The following is an 18,680-nucleotide window of genomic DNA, read 5'->3' as shown; positions in this document are numbered from 1 at the left end:
GCGGTGTGCCTGTAGCGTCAAGCTTGAAGCTGGCAGCTTATAACTTGCAGCTCGATCGTGCTATCGGCGAACGACCAGATACAAACCGACCGCCACCATGATTCCGGCGGGCCAGTGCGCCCACTCGGTCAGCGGACCACCCGCAGCGAGGATCGCGCCGCCGGCCAGATGCGCGCAGCCGAGCAGGCGCAGGAACCAGTCGTCCTTGCGTTTGCGCCACGGCGGCGGTGGGTCTTTGGCGTGGGGTTGCGACATGCGTTCGAGCACATCGCGGGCCATGTTCGACAGGTGCGGAATTTGCTCCAGCTGGCTCTGCACGTTGCCCAGCAAGGCTTTCGGGCTGACGCGTTCACGCATCCAGCGCTCGAGAAACGGCTGCGCGGTGTTCCACAGATCCAGATCCGGGTACAGCTGACGCCCGAGGCCTTCGATGTTCAGCAAGGTCTTCTGCAACAGCACCAGTTGCGGCTGCACTTCCATGTTGAAACGGCGAGCGGTCTGGAACAGGCGCATCAGCACCTGGCCAAATGAAATATCTTTTAACGGTTTTTCGAAGATCGGTTCGCACACCGTACGGATCGCCGCTTCGAATTCGTTGAGTTTGGTTTCCGCCGGCACCCAGCCCGAATCGATGTGCAACTGCGCCACACGGCGGTAGTCACGCTTGAAGAACGCGAACAGGTTGCGCGCCAGATAATCCTGGTCTTCCGGGGTCAGGCTGCCGACGATGCCGCAGTCGATCGCGATGTATTGCGGGCTCCACGGGTTGACGGTGCTGACGAAGATGTTGCCCGGGTGCATGTCGGCGTGGAAGAAACTGTCGCGAAACACCTGGGTGAAGAAAATCTCGACGCCGCGCTCGGCGAGCATTTTCATGTCGGTGCGCTGGTCGGCGAGGGTCGCCAGATCGGTGACCTGAATCCCGTAGATGCGCTCCATCACCAGCACTTTCGGCCGGCACCAGTCCCAATAGACTTGCGGTACATAAAGCAGCTGCGAGCCTTCGAAGTTGCGGCGCAACTGGCTGGCGTTGGCCGCCTCGCGCAACAGATCGAGTTCGTCGTAAATGGTCTTTTCGTAATCCTGCACCACGTCGACCGGGTGCAGCAGGCGCGCGTCAGCGGAGAATTTTTCCGCCGCGCGGGCGAGGATGAACAGCCATGCCAGATCCTGCGCGATGATCGGTTTCAGGCCCGGGCGAATCACCTTGACCACGACTTCTTCGCCGCTTTTGAGCTGCGCCGCGTGCACCTGCGCCACCGAGGCCGAGGCCAGCGGGGCAACGTCGAAACGGCTGAACACTTCGCTGATTTTCTTGCCCAGCTGTTCTTCGATCAGCTTGATCGACACTTGCGAATCGAACGGTGGTACGCGGTCCTGCAGGAGCATCAGCTCATCGGCGATGTCTTCCGGCAACAGGTCGCGACGGGTCGAAAGGATCTGCCCGAACTTGATGAAGATCGGCCCAAGATCCTGCAACGCCAGGCGCAAGCGCGCGCCACGGTTGAGCTCCAGCGGCTTGCGCGGCAGCCAGCGCCACGGCAGCAAAAAGCGCACGGCCAGAAGAAACCAGGGCAGTGGCAGATCGAACAGCAGGTCATCGAGGCGGTAGCGGATCACGACGCGCTGGATGCGCAACAGACGGCGGACGGCAAGCAGCTTCATGCGTTATCGCTTGGGTCGAGGGATCGGGAAAGGCGCTCGAAACGCGCCTCGAGTCGTTCCAGATCAAGTTTGATCCGGTCCAGTTCGCTGAATCGCGCTTGCGCTTCGCGTTGCCCGACGAGGGTGCGCGATTCTTCGGCGAGGTATTCGGCAAGATTCTGGTTGAGGCTGGCAAATCCTTGTTGATACCAGCGCGCGCGGCTGCGCAGGTGGCCACCGAGCAGTTGCGTGGCGACTGGGCCGAGCCAGCGCGAGAGTTCGTACTCCCAGTCCAGCTCGAGGTCTTGCAGCACGCCGGCCAGTTCCAGCAACACACCGCTGTCGCCATCGAGTTCGACTTCCGGTGCGTGCAGCACGGCGGTCTTGTTTTTGCTCAGGGCCAGTTTCACCAGGCTCGAAGCCGGTGCGCGCAACGTGCAATCGACGTCCGCTGCCCACTGCGATGCCAGCATCAGGCCTTCGTCACTGGGCAAGATGAACAGTTGCAACGCCGGGCTGCGGCAGTCGACCGCGATCACTTTGCCGGTCAGATGCGCCAGGCGCGGCAGCGCCGTGCTGTCGAGACGCAGCACCCGGTTGAGGCCGAGTTCGACGCTGGCGAGCAGCCCGGTGAGCAACATCAGGGTTTGATGCCGCGGTGCAGGGCGACGATGCCTGCAGTCATGTTGTGATAGGTCACGCGGTCGAAACCGGCCTCGACCATCATCGACTTCAGGGTTTCCTGATTCGGGTGCATGCGGATCGATTCGGCCAGATAGCGATAGCTTTCCGAGTCGTTGGTGATCAGCTTGCCCATCAGCGGCATGAAGGCGAACGAGTAGGCGTCGTAGGCTTTCGACATAAGTGCGTTGGTCGGCTTGGAGAATTCCAGCACCAGCAGGCGTCCGCCGGGCTTGAGCACGCGCAGCATCGAACGCAATGCGTCCTCTTTGTGCGTCACGTTGCGCAGGCCGAAGGCGATGGTCACGCAGTCGAAATGGTTGTCCGGGAACGGCAGTTTTTCCGCGTCGGCCTGGACGAATTCGACGTTGCCGGCAACGCCCAGATCGAGCAGACGATCACGGCCGACCTTGAGCATCGACTCGTTGATGTCGGCCAGCACAACCTGGCCGGTCGGGCCGACGAGGTTCGAGAACTTGCGTGTCAGATCACCAGTGCCACCGGCGATGTCGAGCACGCGGTTACCGCTGCGCACGCCGGACAGTTCGATCGCGAAACGCTTCCACAGACGGTGCATGCCGCCCGACAGAAGGTCGTTCATCAGGTCGTATTTAGCGGCTACGGAATGAAAAACCTCAGCGACTTTTTCCGCTTTCTGGCTTTCCGGAACGTTTTTGAAGCCGAAGTGAGTGGTGGGTTCGGCATCGCTGCCTTTGCGCTGATCAGTCATATCGCTGTCACCAGAAGAGAATGCGCGACATTCTAATCCCCAAGCCATGCTTTGTCTTGGAATGGCTAAAGGTAAGATGGGCAACCTTCGGGACGATTTGCCGCAGATGCGGTCAAGATTCACCGTCAGCCATTCAATCATCAGGAGTTATTCCATGGCCAAAATCAGTGTTGAGCGTGCCCACACCCTGGGCAGGGAAGCCGCCCGCGAGAAGGCCGACAAACTGGCCAAAAAGCTCAATGAACAATACGGCCTGGAGCCGCAGTGGTCCGGCGACACCCTGAACCTCAAGCGCTCAGGCGTAAAAGGCGAAGTGCATGTCGCGGACGATTCGATCAGGGTCGACGTCGAGCTTGGCCTGATGATGTCGGCCATGAGCGGCATGATCAAAGCCGAGATCGAGAAAGCCCTCGACAAAGCTTTGGCCTGACTCCAGATTGAAATCCGATCCCCTGTGGGAGCGGGCTTGCTCGCGAAAGCGGTGTGTCAGCCGACTTGAAAGTTGTCTGGCACGACGCCTTCGCGAGCAAGCCCGCTCCCACATTTGTTTTGTGATGCTCCCGCTGGTTAGGGTGCCCTTTCTAATTTTTCTACCTACTTTGTGCCTGAGCCCGACACTCGTCCGGCAGTTCCTCAAACCTTCTGCGCGTGAGGTGCACCATGGCCAAAGTCATTTTGAAGAAAAAAATCGACGCTCCGACTTCGACGTTGAGCGACGTCAAATCCTATGCCCGCAAGATCTGGCTGGCAGGCCTGGGTGCTTACACCAAGGTCGGTCAGGAGGGCAGCGAGTACTTTCAAGAGCTCGTCGCCGCCGGTCAAACTGTTGAAAAGAAAGGCAAAAAAGTGGTCAGCGAAAAACTCCTCGCGGCCAACGCCGAGATCGATGACGCGGCCACCCAAGTCAGCTCGTTCAAGGGCCGCGTTGAAGTTCAGCTGGACAAGGTCGAGAAGGCCTTCGACAACCGTGTGGCCAGCGCCTTGAATCGGATCGGCATTCCGTCTAAACATGACGTTGAGGCACTCTCTGCTAAGCTCGATGAGCTGACGGCATTGCTCGAACGCGTCGCGCGAAAATCTTAAGGAGAACGGGATGGCTGGCAAAAAGAACACCGATAAAGAAAGCAGCTCGTGGGTCGGGAAGGTCGAGTCTTACTCCCGCAAAATCTGGCTGGCTGGTTTAGGCGTGTACTCGAAGATCGACACTGACGGCAGCAAACTCTTCGATGCATTGGTCAAAGATGGCGAGAAGGCCGAGAAGCTCACCAAGACTGCCGTCGGCAAGAAAGTCGAGGACTCGACCTCTTCGGCCAAGTCGCGCATCAGCGGCGTGAAAGACCGCGCCATGGGCAAGTGGGACGAGCTGGAAGGCGCTTTCGACAAGCGCCTGAACAGCGCGATTTCGCGCCTGGGTGTGCCGAGCCGCAATGAGGTGAAGGCGCTCAACGCCAAGGTCGACACGCTGACCAAACAGATCGAAAAACTCACCGGTCTGAAAGCTCAGCCTGTGGCGGCGAAAACCGCTGCGGCGAAGCCCGCCACTAAAACTGCAGCGGCCAAACCTGCGGCGAAAACCGCAGCCAAGCCACTGGCCAAAGCGGCGGCTAAACCTGCTGCGAAAGCTGCAGCCAAACCGGCCGCAAAAACCGCTGCTGCCAAACCTGCAACCAAGGCTGCCGCCAAACCGGTTGCTGCTAAAACCGCAGCGAAACCTGCGGCTAAAACGGCAGCGAAACCAGCGGCCAGGCCAGCAGCGAAAGCCGCTGCCGCCAAACCCGCTGCGAAGCCTGCGACCAAACCGGCTGCGGCGAAAAAGCCTGCAGCGAAAAAACCGGCCGCGCCGAAAGCCGCCGCGCCAAAACCGCCCGCCGTGCCATCAACTGCTCCAACCGCTCCGGCCAGCGCGGCAAACTCCGCTGCGGCGCCAACGGCAGCCGCCACCCCGACTGCAGCATCGACACCGTCGACGCCATCCAGTCAGTCCTGATTTCAGGGCAAATCAAAAACGCCCGGCCTGTGAAGGTCGGGCGTTTTTGTGTCGCAACAATGCCATCGATCCCTTGTGGGAGCGGGCTTGCTCGCGAAGGGGGCGTGTCCGTCAACTCAAATGTCGACTGACAAGACGCCTTCGCGAGCAAGCCCGCTCCCACAGATGAAATTTGCATTCACAGGAACATTTCGTTCAGTCGTGATCCTCAAGGTACTGCAGCGCCATCCGCTCTGTCGCCACTTTCACCGGCGGCAACAGATGCGGCGCCACCAGCATCATGATCTGGTACACGACCAACCTGACATCGCCCTCCCGGTCAAGAATCCGCTGATAATCCAGCGAGAACAGCAACGTCATGGTCACCTGCTCCACCAGTTGCCCCAGCGCCTGCGTATCGCTGACCAGTTGACCGGCAGCCTTCAACCGCGCCAGTAGCGACGCCAGCGTTCTCTTCAACGCGTTGAGCAGATTGCGAATCCCCTTGGCCAGTTTCGGCAGGCGTCCGGCAAGGTTCGACAGGTCCTGGAAAAGAAACCGGTATTGCGCCAGTCGCTCGACGATCAAATGCAGAAACAGCCAGTAATCCTCCGGCGCCAGCTCCACTTCCGGCGGCGGGTCGAGCAGCGGTGCGAGTTCATGCTGGAAGCGTTCGAACAGACCGAGAATCAGCGGTTCCTTGCCGTGGAAGTGGTAGTAGAGATTGCCGGGGCTGATCCCCATTTCGTTGGCCACCTCCATGGTGGAAACGTTCGGCTCGCCCTTCTGATTGAACAGTTGCAGCGCACATTCGAGAATCCGGTCGCGGGTTTTCATCCAGTCTTCTTAGCAAAAATTCGGTTGAGCGTCAGCGCACATGCACATAGGTGCCGGGTGCCGCTTCCATCGGTGGATAATTCGGATTGCCGAGCGTGGTGCGGGTTTCGTGCAGGGCGCCGGAGCGCTGGGCTACCCACTCCAGCCACTGCGGCCACCAGCTGCCGTCGACATGTTTGGCGTCGTAATACCAGGCGCGCGGGTCGCTGCTCAGTTTGGCGTTTTCGACGTAGGTGGCTTTAGGGTTGCTCGGCGGATTGAGGATGCTTTGCACGTGGCCGCTGTTGGACAGCACGAAGCGCCGCTCGCCGCCCAGCAGCAGGGTTGAGCGGTACACCGCGTCCCACGGGGTGATGTGGTCGTTCATGCCGGCGACGCTGAAGCTGTCAACGTTGACCTTCTGCAGATCGATCGGCGTGCCGCACACTTCAAGACCGCCAGCGTGGATCAGCGGGTTGTGCTTGAAGAAATCCAGCAAGTCGCCGTGCAGTGCCGCAGGCAGGCGGGTGTTGTCGTTGTTCCAGTAGAGAATGTCGAAGGGCGGCGGCTCTTTGCCTAGCAGGTAATTGTTGACGAAGTAGCTCCAGATCAAATCGTTGGGGCGCATCCAGGCAAAGACCTTGGCCATGTCGCGACCGTCGAGCACGCCTTTCTGATACGAACGCCGCTTGGCTGCTTCGAGTGTCTGTTCATCGGCGAACAGCGTGGCCGGGGTTTCGATCTGGCTGTCGAGCAGGCTGACCAGATACGTCGCGCTGGCGACCCGACGCAATTGCCGTTTGGCCTGCAGATGGCCTTGCAGGGCGGCGATGGTCAGGCCGCCGGCGCACGCTCCCATGAGATTCACTTCCCGCGCGCCTGTGATCGCCCGGCAGATATTCATCGCTTCTTCCACCGCTTCGACGTAACTCGACAGGCCCCATTCGCGATGGCGCACATCGGGGTTGCGCCAACTGATCATGAACGTCTGCAGGCTGTTTTTCAGGGCGTACTGGACGAAGCTGTTCTGTGGGCTCAGATCGAAAATGTAGTACTTGTTGATTTGCGGGGGCACCACCAGCAACGGCTTGGCGTACTGCTTTTCGCTCATCGATTTGTACTGGATCAACTCGAACATTTCATTGCGAAACACCACAGCCCCAGTGGTGGTCGCTACTGTTTTGCCGACCTCGAACGCCTGCTTGGTCACTTGCCGCGGCAGGCCGTCGTTGTGCAAAAGGTCATCGAACAGATGGCTGAGACCACGCACCAGACTCTGCCCGCCGGAATTGAACAGCTCTTTGACCGCCAGCGGATTGAGCAGGGTGTTGGACGGCGCCACGGCGTCATTGAGCAGGCTGAAAGCGAAGTGCGCGCGGGCGCGATCATCAAAGCTCATGTCGCCTTCATCGATCCAGCTTTTGACCTGTTTCTGCCAGGCCAGATATGCCTGCAGGCTGCGCCGGTAAAACGGATTGAGGCTCCACGCCGGATCCGCGAAGCGGCTGTCTTGCGGATTGGTCGGGTGCAGGGTTTCGCCGAGCAGTACGCGGCCCAGTTGTCCGCCGAATTTCAACGCGTGTTTGGCGCTGTGCAACGGGTTGCGCAAGCCGTGGGCGGCGACGCTGCGCAGTGTCGACAGCAGATCCCTGCCACGCAGGCCTGCTATCGCGCTCTGGGCGTTGATAAACACGGCGGGGCTGGGCACCACGCCCGTCGCTGGTTTTTCGCGCATGACTCAACACTCCTTCGTCTTCAGGGCAAACACACTCACCGAACCAGAACACCATAGACGCTGTTGCCGGTTGCTGCCTGCGTGGCGTCCTGCCGCGCACTTGCTGGAAAAATCACTGCATAAAGTCTGCCGCCGGACTCAGCCGCCCAGCGGCGTCGGATGCGGGTGCATCACCGCGCGCTGACGTTCCTGCTCAAGAAACTTCATGATGATCGGCGCTACCGCTTCGGCGCGGGTAATCAGGAACAGATGACCGTCATCGATGATGTGCAACTGCGCGTTGGGAATGCGCCAGGCGAGCATGCGCATGTTGATCAGCGGGATCAGCGGATCGTCGTCGCCGGCCAATACCAGCGTCGGCTGATGGATCTTGTGCAGCCAGTGAATACTGGTCCAGCCGAGGCCGGCGAACAGTTGCCAGTAGTAACCGAGTTTGCCCGCCGAGCGCACTTTCGCCGCATGGCTGGCAGCCAGCGTCGGGTCACGACGGAACGAGCCGCCGTAGATCATCGGGGCGATGCGAATCACATGGGATGGCTGGATGTAGCGGCGCGGGCTGGCCATCATCCACAGCACTTTCGGTTTGCCCGGCACCATCACTGCACCGGCAGCGGTCGCGGCCAGAACCAGTTTCTTGCAGCGCTCGGGATAGTCGTAGGCGAACTGCTGCGCCAGGGCGCCGCCCCATGAGACGCCGATCACATTGACCTGACCGTAGTCGAGATAATCGAGCATCCGCGCCGTCAGTTTGGCCAGCCCTGGAAAGCGATACGGCCGGTTCGGCGTCGACGAACCGCCGACCCCGGGAACATCGAAGGCGATCACTTCCAGGTCCGGATCGAGCGCTGCGACGAACGGAAACACCAGCTCCAGGTTGGCGCCGATGCCATTGAAAATCAGCAAGGGCGTCAAATGAGGCTTGCCGGGGCGCACCGCTGTGCGAAGGGTCTGGCCATCCAGATCGACGGTGCGGAATATGAACGGTTGCGGCATGCGTGAGGCCCTGTAGATTTCAAGTCCACCTCGCCCCCTGTAGGAGCTGCCGAAGGCTGCGATCTTTTGATCTTGCATTTCAAGCAACATCAAGAGATCGCAGCCTTCGGCAGCTCCTACAGTAGGAATTTGGTGGTGTCAGTTACCGCTCGTGAACATAAGTGCCCGGCGAAGCCTCGCCCGCCGGATACGCCTTGTTGCCCAGTTTCGTCGGCGCTTTTTTCAGATTGCCCGAGCGTTCGGCCAGCCATGCCTGCCAGTACAGCCACCAGGAATCAGTGTGCTTGGTCGAGTTTTCCTGCCAGTCATCGGCGGTTGCCGCCATCTCTTCGCCGGTCATGTAGCGTGACTTCGGGTTGCCCGGCGGGTTGAGGATGCTCTGGATATGGCCGCTGCTCGACAGCACAAATTCAACTTTTCCGCCAAACAGCTGCGCCGACTTGTAGCAGGACTTCCACGGCGTGATGTGATCGTTGGTCCCGGCCAGGGAGAAGATATCGGCGGTGACCTGCTTGAGGTCGATAGGCGTGCCGCACACTTCCAGTGCATTGGGGCGGATCAGTGGATTGTTTTTGAACATCTCGATCAGGTCGCCGTGGAACGCAGCGGGCAGACGAGTGGTGTCGTTGTTCCAGAACAGGATGTCGAATACGGGCGGCTCGTTGCCGAGCAGATAATTGTTGACCCAATAGTTCCAGATCAGGTCGTTGGGGCGCATCCAGGCGAAGACCTTGGCCATGTCTTTGCCTTCGAGCACGCCGGCCTGGTAGGAGTGGCGCTTGGCGGTCTCCAGGGTCTGCTCATCGACGAACAGCGCGACGTCGCTGTCCAGGGTGGTGTCGAGCACGCTCACCAGCAGAGTGAGGGCATTGACTTTGTTCTCGCCAAGCGCGGCGTAGTGGCCGAGCAGGGCGGTGCAGGTGATGCCGCCGGAGCAGGCGCCGAGCATGTTCACATCTTTGCTGCCGGTGATCGCCGTGACTACGTCAACGGCTTCTTTCAGCGCTTCGATGTAGGTCGACAGGCCCCATTCGCGCTGGGCCTTGGTCGGGTTGCGCCAGCTGATGATGAAGGTCGGCACGTTGTTGCGCAGACAGAAGCGCGCCAGGCTCTTGTCCGGGCTCAAGTCGAACACGTAGAACTTGTTGATCTGCGGCGGCACCACCAGCAAGGGCCGTTCGTGGACCTGCTCGGTGATCGGCCGGTACTGGATCAGCTCCAGCACATCGTTGCGAAACACCACCGCGCCTTCGGTCACGCCGAGGCTCTTGCCGACTTCGAAGGCACCCATGTTGACCTGGCTCGGCATGCCGCCGTTATGCACCAGGTCCTTGGCCAGATGGGACAGGCCATCGAGCAGGCTCTTGCCGCCGGTTTCGAAGAAGCGTTTGACTGCCGCCGGGTTGGCCGCGGTGTTGGTCGGCGCCATGGCTTCAGTCATCAGGTTGATGACGAAGTGCCCGCGGGCAATGTCCTTGGGTGACAGGCTGCTGTCATCGATCCAGGCATGCAGTTCCTTGCGCCAGGCCAGATAGGTTTGCAGATAACGCTTGTACAGCGGGTTCTGGCTCCACGCCGGGTCGGCAAAGCGACGATCGTCGCCGGCCGGTTGCAGGGCGGATTTGCCCAGCAGCACGTTCTTCAGTTCGAGGCCGAAATGAGTCACGTGCCTGACGCTGTGAATCGGTTGTCTGATGGCTTGTTTCAGCACCATTCGAGCAGAGGCCAGCAGATCCTTTCCGCGCAGCCCGACGACGGGGTTCAGCCCCAGGGTGTTCTCCGAGGCTTGGTACTTCAGGTCATCGTTGTTCTTGTCACTCATCTACGACGCTCCATTGTCCTGAGACGAGTACCCGGTCTTGCGCTGTCGTTTCCACAGCCAATGCCGGGTACTACTGCTCGGGTGACCGTTGATTCTGCATAGCTGCTTTACAGTCGTAGAGCACTGCAGGGAACTTGCCAGCTCCATTGGTTACCCGAGTTTAATTTTTTTCGCAAGCAGCCGATCCTCGGCCGCTCAGGCGCAGCATTCAAACAGATGAAGTTAGAAAATGCCCTCTAAAGAGCAAGAACCACGGGCTAGAGCATCAGCTTGACGAACGACTCGTTCGGATCACGGGATTTTCCGGCAGCGCGCAGCTCGGCAAGATAATCGTCCCAGAGTTCGTTCTGGCGTTTGCCGAGTTCGTAGAGGTATTCCCAGGTGAACAGGCCGCTGTCATGACCATCGTCGAAGGTCAGTTTCAGTGCGTAATTGCCGGCAGGTTCCAGCTTGCTCAGGCCTACGTTGAGCTTGCCCAATTGCAGGATCGGTTTGCCGTGACCCTGGACCTCGGCAGAGGGGGAGTGCACGCGCAGAAACTCGGCGGGCAGGGTGAACTCCTCGCCGGACGCGTAGGTGAGCGTCAGGGTTTTCGAGGCTTTGTGCAGTTTGATGTCGGTGGGAATATTAGTCATTGCAGGTCATCCGACTGTGATGAGCTCTGTAGGAGCTGCCGAAGGCTGCGATCTTTTGATTTTGCTTTTCAGGATCAAGATCAAAGGATCGCAGCCTTCGGCAGCTCCTACAGGGAGAAGTGACCTACAGGATATAACGGGACAGGTCTTCGTTCTGCGCCAATTCGCCGAGGTGGCTGTTGACGTATTCGGCGTCGATCAGGATCGGCTTGTCGTCATGGGCGCTGGCCAGATCGCCGGCACTGAACGATACCTCTTCGAGCAGGCGCTCAAGCAGCGTGTGCAGGCGACGGGCACCGATGTTCTCGGTCTTCTCGTTGACCTGCCAGGCGATCTCCGCCAGACGCTTGATGCCTTCCGGCTGGAACTGGATGTGCAGGCCTTCGGTTTTCAGCAGCGCGCAGTATTGCTCGGTGAGCGAGGCGTGCGGTTCGCTGAGGATGCGCTCGAAGTCTTCCGGGCTCAGCGCCTTGAGTTCGACGCGGATCGGCAAACGGCCTTGCAGTTCCGGCACCAGATCGCTCGGTTTGCTCAGGTGGAACGCACCGGAAGCGATGAACAGGATGTGGTCGGTCTTGACCATGCCCAGCTTGGTGTTGACGGTGCAGCCTTCGATCAGCGGCAGCAGGTCGCGCTGCACACCTTCCCTGGACACATCGGCGCCGCCGACATTGCCGCGTTTGGCGACTTTGTCGATTTCGTCGATGAAGACAATGCCGTGCTGTTCGACCGCTTCCAGCGCCTTGGCCTTCAGTTCTTCTTCGTTGACCAGACGCCCGGCTTCTTCGTCGCGCACCAGTTTCAGGGCTTCCTTGACCTTGAGCTTGCGCGACTTCTTCTTGCCTTTGCCCATGTTGGCGAACAAGGACTGCAACTGGTTGGTCATCTCTTCCATGCCCGGCGGCGTGGCAATTTCGATGCCGGAGACTTCGGCGACTTCGATTTCGATTTCCTTGTCATCCAGCTGACCTTCACGCAGGCGCTTGCGGAACAGCTGACGGGTATTGGAATCGCTCGCCGGCGCCTCTTCGTTGCTGAAACCCATGCGTGCCGGCGGCAACAACGCGTCGAGGATGCGGTCCTCGGCAGCGTCTTCGGCGCGGTGGCGCACGCGGGTCATTTCCTGCTCGCGGAGCATCTTGATCGCCGCGTCAGCCAGATCACGGATGATCGACTCGACGTCGCGGCCGACATAGCCGACCTCGGTGAATTTGGTCGCTTCAACCTTGATGAACGGCGCATTCGCCAGTTTCGCCAGACGCCGGGCGATCTCGGTTTTACCGACACCGGTCGGGCCGATCATCAGAATGTTCTTCGGGGTCACCTCAACGCGCAGCTCTTCAGGCAGCTGCATGCGGCGCCAGCGGTTGCGCAGGGCAATCGCGACGGCGCGCTTGGCATCGTCCTGGCCGATGATATGGCGGTTGAGTTCGTGGACGATTTCGCGGGGAGTCATGGACATAATATTTGACGGTCCTCAAGCACAAACAAGCCGTGGCACACAGGCCGCGACAGGCTTATTCAGCGAGATCCTGCTCCTCAATGGTCTGGGTGTGGTTGGTGAATACACAGATGTCGCCAGCGATGCCGAGAGCGGTTTCGACGATCTCGCGCGCCGACAGGTCGGTCTTTTTCAGCAGGGCGCTGGCGGCGGCTTGCGCGTAGGCGCCGCCGGAACCCATGGCGATCAGGCCATCTTCGGGTTCGACCACGTCACCGTTGCCGGTGATGATCAGCGAGGCGTCCTTGTTGGCGACCGCGAGCATCGCTTCGAGGCGGCTCAGGGAGCGGTCGGTGCGCCATTCTTTGGCGAGTTCGACGGCGGCGCGGATCAGGTGACCCTGATGTTTTTCGAGCTGGCCTTCGAAACGTTCGAACAGGGTAAAGGCGTCGGCGGTGGCACCGGCGAAACCGGCGATGACCTGGCCGTGGTACAGGCGACGGACCTTTTTGGCGTTGCCTTTCATCACGGTGTTGCCGAGAGAAACCTGGCCGTCGCCGCCCATGACGACTTTGCCGTGGCGGCGGACTGAAACGATGGTGGTCAAGGGAAGAGTCTCCACGCAGCGGGGCGAAAATGCCTTATGCCCATTCATATGGGGGTGCTGGAGGGGATTTCAACCTTGGTGCGGGAGAGGGGACGAGCGGTGTCTGTCAACTGATCGTTCCCACGCTCTGCGTGGGCATGCAGCCCGGGACGCTCCGCGTCCCTTCACTGCCGGGGACGCAGAGCGTCCGTTGAGGCATTCCCACGCAGAGCGTGGGAACGATCAGCAGGTATCAGCGGCTCTGGCGTTGTTGTAACAACAGGTTGCTGAAGCCGGCGCCGGCCAGTTGTTTCTGCGCTGTGGTCAGCTGTTCGCGGTTGCTGAACGGGCCGACCAAAACGCGATACCAGGTTTCGTCTTTCACCGTGCCGGACTCCACCGCCACGGCTTGGCCGAGCAGAATGATCTGCGCGCGGACCTTGTCGGCATCTGTCTCTTTGCGGAACGAACCGGCCTGCAAGAAGAACTTGGTCACCGGCGCCGCTTTGCTCACCGGCGGTGCTGGCGGCGGGGTAATCCCGGCCAGGGCCGCCTGCGCCCGTGCGGTGTCGATCTTCGCCGCTTCCGCCGGGGTCACCGGCGTGGTCGGGATGGCCGGCACTTGCGGCGTCGGCAGGGTCTTCTCCGGTACCGCGTCCGGCGGCACGATCACTTCCGATTCCGGCAGCAACGTGTAGAAATCGTACTTCGGCTTCACCGGCTGCGTCGGGCTCGGCGGGGTCTTGTTGGCCTCGGCGATCTTCGACGCTTTCTGCTGCTGCTCGACCTTCTCGCGCTTGACCGTGTCGCTGCCCTTGCCCGGTTCCAGTTTCATCAGAAACACGATGAACGCGCCGACGGTCAGGCCGATGGCCATCCACAGCCAGCCCGGAATCGGTTGTTTCGCAGGGGCCTGATAGCGGCTGGCGCCGCGCTTGGGTGCAGGTTTCTTCTTGGCGGCCAACTTACATACGCTCCAGAGTTTCCAGACCCAACAGCTCCAGGCCTTGCTTGAGGGTGCGACCGGTCAGTGCGGCCAGACGCAGACGGCTCTGCATCTGCGCCGGGGTGTCGGCAGCGAGGATCGGACAGTTCTCGTAGAAGCTGGAGAACAGGCCTGCGACGTCGTACAGGTAGGTGCAAAGAATGTGCGGCGTGCCTTTTTCAGCCACGTTGTTCAGCACTTCACCGAACTGCGCCAGCTTCGCCGCCAGCTCTTGCTCGTGCGCCGCTTCGAGGACGATCTGGCCGTCGACTTCGCTGAAGTCCTTGCCCAGTTTGCGGAATACCCCGGCCACGCGAGTGTAGGCGTACAGCAGGTATGGCGCGGTGTTGCCTTCGAAATTGAGCATCAGGTCGAAGTTGAAGCTGTAGTCGCTGGTGCGATGCTTGGACAGGTCGGCGTATTTCACCGCGCCGATACCGACGACCTTGGCGATGTTGCGCAACTCGTCTTCGGCAAGCGTCGGGTTCTTCTCTTTGACCAGGTTGTAGGCACGTTCCTGCGCTTCGGTGAGCAGATCGATCAGCTTCACGGTGCCGCCATCACGGGTCTTGAACGGACGGCCATCGGCGCCGTTCATGGTGCCGAAACCCATGTGTTCCATTTCCATCGGATGGGTGACGAAACCGGCTTTGCGCGCCACGGCGAAGACTTGCTGGAAGTGCAGGGCCTGACGCTGGTCGACAAAGTACAGCGCACGATCAGCTTTCAGCTTGCCACTGCGGTAGCGCACGGCAGCGAGGTCGGTGGTGGCGTACAGGTAACCGCCATCAGCCTTGACGATGATCACCGGCAGCGGGTCGCCATCGGCGTTCTTGAACTCGTCGAGGAACACGCACTGGGCGCCGTTGCTCTCGACCAGCATGCCCGCCGCTTTCAGGTCGTTGACCACATTGATCAAGTCATCGTTGTAGGCGCTTTCGCCCATCACGTCGGCCATGGTCAGTTTGACGTTGAGCAGTTCGTAGATCTTCTGGCAGTGCGACAGCGAGATGTCTTTGAATTTGGTCCACAGCGCCAGGCATTCAGCGTCGCCAGCCTGCAACTTGACCACCAGGCCACGGGCGCGGTCGGCGAATTCTTCGGACTCGTCGAAACGCTGCTTGGCCGCGCGGTAGAAGTTTTCCAGATCGGACAGCTCGTCGCTGGTGATGGGGTTTTCCTGCAGGTACGCCATCAGCATGCCGAACTGGGTGCCCCAGTCGCCGACGTGGTTCTGGCGGATCACGTCGTCGCCGAGGAACTCAAGCACGCGGGCCACGCCGTCGCCGATGATGGTCGAGCGCAAGTGGCCGACGTGCATCTCTTTGGCCAGGTTCGGCGCCGACAGATCGACCACGGTGCGCTGCGCCGGGCCGGCCTTGCGCACGCCGACATGGGCGTCGGCCAGCGCGGCGTCGAGGCGCGAGGCCAGGGCCTGGGTGTTCTGGAAGAAATTGATGAAGCCCGGGCCGGCGATTTCGGCCTTGGTGACGTTTTCGTCAGCGGGCAGTGCGGCGATGATTTTTTCTGCCAGATCGCGTGGTTTCATGCCGGCAGGCTTGGCCAGCATCATGGCGATGTTACTGGCGAAGTCGCCGTGGGTCTTGTCGCGGGCGTTCTCCACCTGGATCGCCGGCGTCAGGCCTTCAGGCAACACACCTTCGTTGACGAGTTGGGTGAGGGCTTGCTGGATCAGCTGGCGAATGGTGTCTTTCATGGTCTTCTCTTTCGACCGCAAGCGCGGCGGGCGCATCGATGCGCGGGTGGAAAAACTGGGCATTATCCGTTGCGAAGACGGGCTTGCCAACCTTAGCAGGCACGATGTGGATATGTGGTGACATCAGAGTCAAAAGATCGCCGCCTTCGGCGGCTCCTACACATGAATCGGCATTTTCCTGTAGGAGCTGCCGAAGGCTCGGGCCGCGTTCGGCCGATCTTTGGATCTTTCAGCGCTTCAATACAAATCGACGGGATCAACATCCAGCGACCAGCGCACCGCCCGCCCGCTCGGCATCTGTTCCAGCACCAGCATCCAGCTGGCCAGCAAGCGGTGCAACGGCGCCCGCGCGGTCGCCTGCAACAACAGCTGTGCGCGATAACGCCCGGCACGGCGCTCCATCGGCGCCGGCACCGGCCCGAGCAACTCGATGCCGTTCAGATTCAATTCGGCCAGCAGGCGTTCGGCCTCGCTGCACGCTTCATCGAGAAAGCCTTCGGCTTGCCCCGGCTTGTGCGCTTCGGCGCGCAACAGCGCCAGATGCGCGAACGGCGGCAAACCGGCCGCGCGGCGTTCGCTCAAGGCCTGCTCGGCGAAGGCGAAATAACCTTGCTCGGTCAGTTGCACCAATAAAGGATGGTCGGCGAGGTGTGTCTGGATGATCACCTTGCCCGGTTCCTCAGCCCGCCCGGCACGCCCGGCGACCTGCACGATCAACTGCGCCATGCGCTCGCTGGCGCGGAAGTCGCCGGAGAACAGGCCGCCATCGGCATCCAGAATCGACACCAGTGTCACCCGTGGGAAATGGTGCCCTTTGGCCAACATCTGCGTCCCGACCAGGATGCACGGTTGGCCTTTCTGGATCGTCGCGAACAGCTGGTTCATCGCGTCCTTGCGCGAGGTGCTGTCGCGATCGACGCGCAGTACCGGGTAATCCGGGAACAGAATCGCCAGACGCTCCTCAGCGCGTTCGGTACCAGCGCCCACCGGACGCAGATCGACCTTGCTGCACTTCGGACACTGGCGCGGCGTGCGCTCGACGTTGCCGCAATGGTGGCAGCGCAATTCACCGTAACGCTGGTGCACGGTCATGCGCGCATCGCAACGCGAGCACTCCGACATCCAGCCGCAATCATGGCAGAGCAGGGTCGGGGCAAAGCCGCGCCGGTTGAGGAACACCAGCACCTGCTGGCCGCTGGCGAGGGTCTGGCCGATCGCTTGCTGCATCGGCCCGGAAATGCCGCTGTCGAGCGGCCGGCTTTTCACGTCCAGGCGCAGAAAGCGCGGTTGTTTGGCGCCGCCGGCGCGCTCGTTCAAGCGCAGCAGGCCGTAGCGCCCGGTGTAGGCGTTGTGCAGGCTCTCCAGCGACGGTGTGGCGGAACCGAGCACGATCGGGATGTTTTCCTGCCGCGCGCGCACCAGCGCCAGATCGCGGGCGTGGTAGCGCAAGCCTTCCTGCTGTTTATAAGAGCCGTCGTGCTCTTCATCGATGATGATCAGCCCGGGATTTTTCATCGGCGTGAACAGCGCCGAGCGGGTGCCGATAATAATGTCGGCCTCGCCATCACGGGCGGCGAGCCAGGCTTCCAGGCGTTCGCGATCATTGACGGCCGAGTGCAGCAGGGCGATCCGCGCGTTGAAGCGCTGTTCGAAGCGCGCCAGGGTTTGCGGGCCGAGGTTGATCTCCGGGATCAGCACCAAGGCTTGCTTGCCGGCTTCGAGGGTCTCGCGGATCAGTTGCAGATAGACTTCGGTCTTGCCGCTGCCGGTGACGCCAGCGAGGAGAAAGGCGTGATAGCTGTCGAAGCCGGCGCGAATCGCTTCATACGCCGCGCGCTGTTCACTGTTGAGCGGCAGCTCCGGTTGCGCCAGCCAGTGTTCATGGCGAGCGCCGGGGGCGTGGCGGCGGATTTCGACTTGCACCAGCCCTTTGGCCAGCAGCAGATCAAGGCTGTCCTTGCTCAGCATCAGTTTGCTCAGCAACTGGTGCGCCACACCGTGCGGATGTTGAGCCAGCGTGGTCAGCGCCTCGCGCTGGCGTGGCGCACGGGCGACCCGCGGGTCGTCGACGCTGGCGCCGGGGGCAATCGACCAGAACCGCTCCTGGCGGGCCTCGGCCAGCTCGCCCTGACGCAGTAGCACCGGCAAGGCCCAGTTCAAGGTGTCGCCGAGGCTGTGCTGGTAATACTGCGCGGTCCACAGGCACAGCTTGAACAGCGCCGGCGGCAGCGGTGAAGTCGCGTCGAGCAGGGCCAGCGCCGGTTTGAGTTTTTCCGCCGGCACTTCACTGGTGTCGGTGACCTCGACGAGAATGCCGATCATCTCGCGACGGCCGAACGGCACCCGCAAGCGCATGCCCGGCTGCAATTGCTCACGCCGCACCCCGGCTGGCGCCCGATAATCGAACAGGCGGCGCAGAGGCGAAGGCAGGGCGAGGCGCAAAATGGCGTCGGGCACGCGGGGGGATCTCTATAAAACAGGGAATAAGGCCGAGCGCAGATCGAATGCGGTAGAGAGCTTGCTCGCTACCGCAGGGACATGCATGCAAGGCCGGGAGCCTAGCAGACGGTCGGTCTCGGTGACAGCTTGCGCGATTGAAAAGGTCTGGTAGAATCCGCGGCCTAATTACGTGCGGTATTCAACAATAGTGTTGGGTGGCGGCACGCTAGCCTGAGGAAGACACCATGAAAGCCGATATCCATCCGAACTACCCGGAAATTGCTGTTACCTGCAGCTGCGGTAACAAGTTCGAAACTCGTTCGACCTACGGCAAAGCCATGGCGATCGACGTTTGCAACGAATGCCACCCGTTCTACACCGGTAAGCAGAAGACTCTGGACACCGGCGGCCGTGTGCAGAAGTTCGCAGACCGTTTCGCTACTTTCGGCGTCGGCAAAAAAGCCTGAGGCTGATCATTTTGGAAGGTCGT

At 60.9% G+C, this 18,680-nt stretch carries 18 protein-coding genes; 5 read left to right on the top strand and 13 right to left on the bottom strand.

What is annotated here, in order from left to right; all coding sequences use genetic code 11:
- Window positions 1-60: 60 nt before the first annotated feature.
- The 3 genes from ubiB to ubiE are packed head-to-tail and all read right to left on the bottom strand — an operon-like array spanning window position 61 to window position 3,055.
- Window positions 61-1,665 carry a ubiquinone biosynthesis regulatory protein kinase UbiB gene (gene ubiB / locus CXF97_RS04680; RefSeq protein ID WP_101156670.1) on the bottom strand — a complete coding sequence of 535 codons (1,605 nt, stop codon included), beginning with the start codon at window positions 1,663-1,665 and terminating at the stop codon, window positions 61-63.
- Window positions 1,662-2,285, bottom strand: a complete 624-nt coding sequence (locus tag CXF97_RS04675) for an SCP2 domain-containing protein (RefSeq protein ID WP_101156667.1) — start codon at window positions 2,283-2,285, stop codon at window positions 1,662-1,664. Before CXF97_RS04675 ends, ubiB begins: the two co-directional genes overlap by 4 nt.
- Window positions 2,285-3,055, bottom strand: coding sequence for a bifunctional demethylmenaquinone methyltransferase/2-methoxy-6-polyprenyl-1,4-benzoquinol methylase UbiE (gene ubiE, locus CXF97_RS04670; protein ID WP_016772069.1), 771 nt, complete (start codon window positions 3,053-3,055; stop codon window positions 2,285-2,287). Before ubiE ends, CXF97_RS04675 begins: the two co-directional genes overlap by 1 nt.
- Window positions 3,056-3,209: 154 nt before the next feature.
- Between ubiE and CXF97_RS04665 the strand changes: the two genes are divergently transcribed.
- From CXF97_RS04665 to CXF97_RS04650, 3 genes are all read left to right on the top strand, one after another.
- Window positions 3,210-3,485, top strand: coding sequence for a polyhydroxyalkanoic acid system family protein (locus CXF97_RS04665; protein WP_101156665.1), 276 nt, complete (start codon window positions 3,210-3,212; stop codon window positions 3,483-3,485).
- A 230-nt stretch (window positions 3,486-3,715) separates the two neighbouring features.
- Entirely contained in the window at window positions 3,716-4,138 is a 423-nt protein-coding gene (locus CXF97_RS04655) for a phasin family protein (protein ID WP_101156663.1), read from the top strand.
- A gap of 10 nt (window positions 4,139-4,148) precedes the next feature.
- A complete protein-coding gene (locus CXF97_RS04650) occupies window positions 4,149-5,042 on the top strand; it encodes a phasin family protein (RefSeq protein WP_101156660.1) in 894 nt (297 codons plus the stop codon).
- Between the two features lie 195 nt (window positions 5,043-5,237).
- Here CXF97_RS04650 and CXF97_RS04640 read toward each other — a convergent pair whose 3' ends face one another.
- From CXF97_RS04640 to argS, 9 genes are all read right to left on the bottom strand, one after another.
- Window positions 5,238-5,858, bottom strand: coding sequence for a TetR/AcrR family transcriptional regulator (locus CXF97_RS04640; RefSeq protein ID WP_101156658.1), 621 nt, complete (start codon window positions 5,856-5,858; stop codon window positions 5,238-5,240).
- A gap of 31 nt (window positions 5,859-5,889) precedes the next feature.
- Window positions 5,890-7,572 (bottom strand): class II poly(R)-hydroxyalkanoic acid synthase, encoded by a 1,683-nt coding sequence (gene phaC, locus CXF97_RS04635; RefSeq protein WP_101156656.1) that lies wholly within the window; start codon window positions 7,570-7,572, stop codon window positions 5,890-5,892.
- 138 nt (window positions 7,573-7,710) lie between these two features.
- On the bottom strand, window positions 7,711-8,565 hold the full coding sequence (phaZ, locus tag CXF97_RS04630) for a poly(3-hydroxyalkanoate) depolymerase (RefSeq protein ID WP_101156653.1): 855 nt from the start codon (window positions 8,563-8,565) through the stop codon (window positions 7,711-7,713).
- A 142-nt stretch (window positions 8,566-8,707) separates the two neighbouring features.
- A complete protein-coding gene (phaC, locus tag CXF97_RS04625; RefSeq protein ID WP_101156650.1) occupies window positions 8,708-10,387 on the bottom strand; it encodes a class II poly(R)-hydroxyalkanoic acid synthase in 1,680 nt (559 codons plus the stop codon).
- Window positions 10,388-10,644: 257 nt separating this feature from the next.
- Window positions 10,645-11,022, bottom strand: coding sequence for a gamma-butyrobetaine hydroxylase-like domain-containing protein (locus tag CXF97_RS04620; protein ID WP_101156646.1), 378 nt, complete (start codon window positions 11,020-11,022; stop codon window positions 10,645-10,647).
- A 124-nt stretch (window positions 11,023-11,146) separates the two neighbouring features.
- Window positions 11,147-12,484, bottom strand: coding sequence for an ATP-dependent protease ATPase subunit HslU (gene hslU / locus CXF97_RS04610; protein ID WP_090280386.1), 1,338 nt, complete (start codon window positions 12,482-12,484; stop codon window positions 11,147-11,149).
- A 55-nt stretch (window positions 12,485-12,539) separates the two neighbouring features.
- Window positions 12,540-13,070: an ATP-dependent protease subunit HslV gene (gene hslV, locus CXF97_RS04605; RefSeq protein WP_007968352.1), complete on the bottom strand. Its 531-nt coding sequence runs from the start codon at window positions 13,068-13,070 to the stop codon at window positions 12,540-12,542.
- A gap of 232 nt (window positions 13,071-13,302) precedes the next feature.
- Window positions 13,303-14,013, bottom strand: a complete 711-nt coding sequence (locus CXF97_RS04600; RefSeq protein WP_016772059.1) for an SPOR domain-containing protein — start codon at window positions 14,011-14,013, stop codon at window positions 13,303-13,305.
- Window position 14,014: 1 nt separating this feature from the next.
- The gene (gene argS, locus CXF97_RS04595; protein ID WP_101156643.1) at window positions 14,015-15,751 is read right to left on the bottom strand and encodes an arginine--tRNA ligase; all 1,737 of its coding nucleotides are present in this window, start codon (window positions 15,749-15,751) and stop codon (window positions 14,015-14,017) included.
- Between argS and CXF97_RS28385 the strand changes: the two genes are divergently transcribed.
- On the top strand, window positions 15,750-15,872 hold the full coding sequence (locus tag CXF97_RS28385; protein WP_256589691.1) for a hypothetical protein: 123 nt from the start codon (window positions 15,750-15,752) through the stop codon (window positions 15,870-15,872). The genes argS and CXF97_RS28385 overlap by 2 nt on opposite strands.
- Before the next feature lie 116 nt (window positions 15,873-15,988).
- On the opposite strand, the gene CXF97_RS04590 is transcribed toward CXF97_RS28385, so the two are convergent.
- On the bottom strand, window positions 15,989-18,208 hold the full coding sequence (locus tag CXF97_RS04590; RefSeq protein WP_101156641.1) for a primosomal protein N': 2,220 nt from the start codon (window positions 18,206-18,208) through the stop codon (window positions 15,989-15,991).
- Window positions 18,209-18,435: 227 nt separating this feature from the next.
- Between CXF97_RS04590 and rpmE the strand changes: the two genes are divergently transcribed.
- Complete coding sequence (rpmE, locus tag CXF97_RS04585; RefSeq protein ID WP_101156639.1) at window positions 18,436-18,657, top strand: 50S ribosomal protein L31; 222 nt, start codon at window positions 18,436-18,438, stop codon at window positions 18,655-18,657.
- Window positions 18,658-18,680 lie beyond the last annotated feature (23 nt).

The sequence above is a fragment of the Pseudomonas sp. Choline-02u-1 genome (genome assembly GCF_002836515.1).
GTDB lineage: Bacteria > Pseudomonadota > Gammaproteobacteria > Pseudomonadales > Pseudomonadaceae > Aquipseudomonas.
The sequence above is the reverse complement of the archived record's forward strand: the minus strand, read 5'-3'. Positions and strand labels throughout refer to the sequence as shown.